The organism is Xylophilus ampelinus (assembly GCF_003217575.1).
Classification (GTDB): domain Bacteria; phylum Pseudomonadota; class Gammaproteobacteria; order Burkholderiales; family Burkholderiaceae_C; genus Xylophilus; species Xylophilus ampelinus.
On record NZ_QJTC01000047.1, the window covers coordinates 1 to 3511 of the forward strand.

General features: G+C 51.8%; 3 protein-coding genes. All 3 read left to right on the forward strand.

The window, feature by feature from the left end; all coding sequences use genetic code 11:
• The first annotated feature begins 201 nt into the window (after positions 1-201).
• The 3 genes from DFQ15_RS16660 to DFQ15_RS17265 all read left to right on the forward strand — a co-directional run bounded on the left by DFQ15_RS16660 (position 202) and on the right by DFQ15_RS17265 (position 2971).
• Positions 202-1650 carry an HlyD family type I secretion periplasmic adaptor subunit gene (locus DFQ15_RS16660; RefSeq protein WP_374941041.1) on the forward strand — a complete coding sequence of 483 codons (1449 nt, stop codon included), beginning with the start codon at positions 202-204 and terminating at the stop codon, positions 1648-1650.
• Between the two features lie 446 nt (positions 1651-2096).
• Positions 2097-2585, forward strand: coding sequence for a hypothetical protein (locus DFQ15_RS17260; RefSeq protein WP_146228788.1), 489 nt, complete (start codon positions 2097-2099; stop codon positions 2583-2585).
• Between the two features lie 14 nt (positions 2586-2599).
• A complete protein-coding gene (locus tag DFQ15_RS17265; protein WP_146228789.1) occupies positions 2600-2971 on the forward strand; it encodes a hypothetical protein in 372 nt (123 codons plus the stop codon).
• The last annotated feature ends 540 nt before the right edge of the window (positions 2972-3511 follow it).

Genomic DNA, 3511 nt, shown 5'->3' on the forward strand with positions numbered 1-3511 from the left:
GATCGTAGAGGCCGGGTCGCACGACGCGCTCGCGCAGCGGCCCCAGGGCCTGTACGCCCACCTCTGGCGCATGCAGGACGGAAGCCACGCAACACACCCCGTGCCGGCAGCGGAAGGGGCAACGGCATGAACGGCACAACGACATCCGCCGACGACGCCCGGGCCGTGCCGCTGGCACCCGTTCCCGTCAAAGCCCCCAGCATGCGCCACCCGGGCATCGAACTGCTCGGGCGCTACCGTGCCGTCTTCGGCGTCGCCTGGGCGCACCGGGCAGAACTCGCAGGCCCCGCGCGCCTGGCGGACGAACAGGCCTTCCTGCCCGCGGCGCTGAGCCTGCAGGAGACCCCCGTCCACCCGGCCCCGCGCCGCGCAGCGTTCGCCCTCATGGCGCTGTTCGTGACCGCCCTGCTGTGGGCCATCTTCGGCAAGATCGACATCGTGGCGGTGGCGCCGGGGCGGATCATCGTGAGCGACCGCACCAAGCTCGTCCAGCCGCTCGAGCACAGCGTGGTCCGGCGCATTCTGGTCCAGGACGGCGACCATTTCGCCGCGGGCCGGCCCCTGGTGGAACTGGACCCGACGGCCGCGACCGCCGACAAGGCGAGCTTCCAGGAGGCCCGCCGCTCGGCCGACTCCGACTGGCTGCGCAGCCGGGCGCTGCAACAAATGCTATCGAAACAAGAGCACCTGGCCGAGATCACGCCCGGACCCGCGGCACGTTTATCCCCCAAAGAGATACCCAGCACCTGGCGCCCCGAAGACACGGCCGACGCCAACGTCCAACTGGCCGCCGAATGGAGCGACATCACCGCCCGCCTGGCCAAGCTGGCGGCCGAGCGACAGCACCGCCAGGCAGAGATGGCCACCGTGCGGGCCATGATCGCCAAGCTCGACGCCACCCTGCCCCTGTCGCGCAGACGCGAGGCCGACTTCCAGGCGCTGGCCGACCAGGGCTTCATGTCCGCCCACGCCAACCAGGACAGGACCCGCGAACGCATCGAACTCGAGCAGGACCTGGCAACCCAACACGCACGCTTGCAGGAAGCCCAGGCGGCGGTGCGGGAGGCGGAGCAGATGCGCAGCTCCTACCTGGCAGAAACCCGGCGCATCCTGAGCGAACGCCAGGCGCAGGCGGAGCTGAAACGCCAGCAGTCTGGTCAAGAGCTGACCAAGGCCAACCAGCGCGAACGCTTAGCCACCCTCACCGCACCGGTGGCGGGCACCGTACAACAACTGGCCACCCACACCGAAGGTGGCGTTGTCACGGAAGCCCAAGCATTGATGGTCATCGTTCCCGACAGCGCTCACCTCAGCGCCGAGGCGACGCTGGAGAACAAGGACATCGGCTTCGTGGCGCCCGGCCAGGAGGTGGCGATCAAGCTGGAGACCTTCCCGTTCACCCGCTACGGAACCGTCAAGGGAACGGTCGACACGGTGACCCAGGACGCGGTCAACGACGAGAAACGCGGCGCTATATTCCCGGCGCTGATCAGTCTGGACCAGAGCCACATCGATGTGGATGGAAAGAATATTCGGCTGGCGCCGGGGATGAATCTGACTGCCGAAATTAAAACCGGAAAACGGCAAATAATAGATTATTTAATTTCGCCTATTCAACGCAGAACCAGCGAAAGCTTAAAAGAACGTTGAATAGTGTCGAAAGACAATATAGCAAAAGAAAAGGAGAAATTTTTATTTATATGAAATTATTTTAACTTAGGAGATTTATGTAAACACAACACCTAATGTCAGCATATTTATTTGGTCTATCGCTATCTAAGGAAATTCTATGCCAGTTCCTGCATTTGTAATAAAAGCGCTCACAAACCCTTTGTGGTGGATGACATCAGATTTACGTAGTCATATTGGAAACGCCAACGCGCCCACTCTAGTGCAGTTTGATTCAGAAGGTTTTGCTAGCCCTGCTGGAAATTGGCCGTTATCTCAGTCTGAGGTAATTTCAATGAATGAATACAATTCGAACAGATCTATGCATGGATCATGCAAACCGCGCAGCGGTTGACGCGGTGCTTTCAAGATTGACCCCCCTATCGGACTCTTTATATACTCCACTTAGCACTTTCGAAGCGACTCAAATGGCTGACCACGTCAGTTGGCTCAGTGATCATGCCGCAGGTTCGGATTTTTATAACGATAGTGCAAATTTAGCTTATTTTCCCAATGATCCTGACTATGAAGGGTCCGCAAGATCCGGATGGCTTCATAACTTACTTAAAGCTGCAGGCTTAGATGTCGATGACGCGCCACTAATTGAAAAAACTAACGCCGGAATATCATCTCCAATAGTAATTGATCTTGGGGGCGATGGGATTGAAACAACATCCCTCCTGGCAGGCTCTTCAGTTTACTTCGACATTGATGGAAATGGGGAATCAAACAAGACAGCTTGGATATCCGGAAAAGATGCTTTTCTTGCAATAGATAAAAATAAAAATGGAAAAATTGACGGAGTAAACGAACTTTTTGGTGGTCCTGAGCGAGGGGAAGGTTATTTAAAGCTTTCAGCATTGGATTCATCTAAAGATGGATTTATTGAAAAAATGACGATGCTTTTTCTTCATTAATGCTTTGGCAGGACATGAACCAAAATGGCTTAACAGATTCCGACGAGCTTTACTCAGCAGCTGAAGCTGGGTTGGAATCCATAAGCCTAGACTATATAAGTCAAGATGTATATAAGAACGGAAATTTGCTTGGGGAAGTTTCCAACACCATTTTCAGAGGTCAAGAAGTAACTGCTACAGACGTTTACTTTCGCTATAAAGAAAATTCTCAAGGTGCACCTAAGTCAGAAGTTCAACAAAGTGTCGAACCGCTATTGACGGCTATGTCTACATTTTATACGTCTGCATCGACAAGTCACTCTGTCTTGCAAGCGCGTAATGACCCCGCCAATTTCGGTGTTTCGCAAGCGACCATCACATCGACATTAAGCGATCGAGTTTTTTAAGATATCAATATTTTGATGTTTAATAATTTGCGTGCGCAAAAATTTTGCGTTACGCAAATCTAATGCATCCAAATATTGGCAGATTATTTATATTTGATATTTTTGACGCTGATTAATTGATCCGCTTTGTGGAGAATGATGTATTGTATGGATTTTGTTATCTCATCATTATTATCGATAATTTTTGAAATAGTTCTTGTCGGAACCGGAAAAACGATATTTAAAATTATTCCCAAAAAAATCCAAAAAATTGAAATATTAAACAGAGGTAGTGCGAGCTCAGAATATAATCAATCAAGATTTTTCTTCAAGAAAAACAATGTTTTGATAATTACTGAGCATGGATTGGCCGTAGTTGGTTTTTTATTTTATTTAGTTTTGTTAATTTTTTTGTAGTATTCTAAATATTAGAGCATCAATAGTCCGCGCTGAACAACATCTAAGGAAGGTCTGCATAAATCCCTCGCGCCCATGGTTGGCATCTGCGCCAAGTGCTGAGACGATAGAGGCATGAAGCAAACAAGCCTTGTGGTGGGTACA

Excerpts from the sequence above, each read along its gene's own strand:
- DFQ15_RS17265 (WP_146228789.1), top strand. The coding sequence starts at position 2,600 with ATGAACCAAAATGGCTTAACAGATTCCGACGAGCTTTACTCAGCAGCT.
- DFQ15_RS17260 (WP_146228788.1), top strand. The coding sequence starts at position 2,097 with ATGGCTGACCACGTCAGTTGGCTCAGTGATCATGCCGCAGGTTCGGAT.
- DFQ15_RS16660 (WP_374941041.1), top strand. The coding sequence starts at position 202 with ATGCGCCACCCGGGCATCGAACTGCTCGGGCGCTACCGTGCCGTCTTC.